The sequence below is a fragment of the Mesorhizobium sp. M1004 genome (assembly GCF_040318795.1).
Lineage (GTDB): Bacteria > Pseudomonadota > Alphaproteobacteria > Rhizobiales > Rhizobiaceae > Mesorhizobium.
In genome coordinates, this window is sequence record NZ_JAMYNB010000044.1 from 1 (window position 1) to 989 (window position 989).

Sequence of the window (989 nt, forward strand, 5' to 3'; positions counted from 1 at the left end):
CTCGACGGCCAGTGCGATCCCGCCAACATCGCCATGGCGCTGGCCAAGGGCGCCCGCCAGCGCGGCGCCACAGTCGTCGAGAATGTGAAGGTCACCAAGGTCCATACCAAGGCCGGTCGCGTCACCGGTGTGTCGTGGGCGCAAGGCGAGGATCAGGGAACGATCGAGGCCGACATCGTCGTCAACTGCGCCGGCATGTGGGCGCGCGAGCTCGGCGCCCAGAACGGCGTCACCATCCCGCTGCATGCCTGCGAACATTTTTATCTCGTCACCGAGCCGATCCCCGGGCTCGGTCGTCTACCGGTGCTGCGCGTTCCCGATGAATGCGCCTACTACAAGGAAGATGCCGGCAAGATGATGCTCGGCGCCTTCGAGCCGGTGGCCAAGCCCTGGGGCATGGACGGCATAAGCGAGGATTTCTGCTTCGACCAGTTGCCGGAGGACATGGAGCATTTCGAGCCGATCCTCGAAATGGGCGTCAATCGCATGCCGATGCTGGCAACCGCCGGCATTCACACCTTCTTCAACGGCCCCGAAAGCTTTACCCCCGACGACCGCTACTATCTCGGCGAAGCGCCGGAGCTGTCGGGCTACTGGATGGCGACCGGCTACAATTCCATCGGCATCGTCTCGTCCGGCGGCGCCGGCATGGCGCTGGCGCAGTGGATCAATGACGGCGAAGCGCCCTTCGACCTCTGGGAAGTCGACATCCGCCGCGCCCAGCCATTCCAGAAGAACCGTAGGTATCTCAAGGAGCGGGTCTCCGAGACGCTCGGCCTGCTCTATGCCGACCATTTCCCCTACCGGCAGATGGCAACGTCCAGGAATGTCAGGCGATCGCCCCTGCATGAACACCTGAGGGCGCGCGGCGCGGTCTTCGGCGAAGTCGCCGGCTGGGAGCGCGCCAACTGGTTCGCCCGCGAAGGGCAAGAGCGCGAATACCGCTATTCCTGGAAGCGGCAGAACTGGTTCGACAACCAGCGCGAGGA

The 989-nt window shown here is 64.4% G+C and carries 1 protein-coding gene; it reads left to right on the top strand.

Annotation, left to right across the window (positions count from 1 at the left end):
* The coding region (locus NKH54_RS32435; RefSeq protein WP_353029725.1) for an FAD-dependent oxidoreductase at nt 1-989 on the top strand (989 nt) is incomplete at both ends.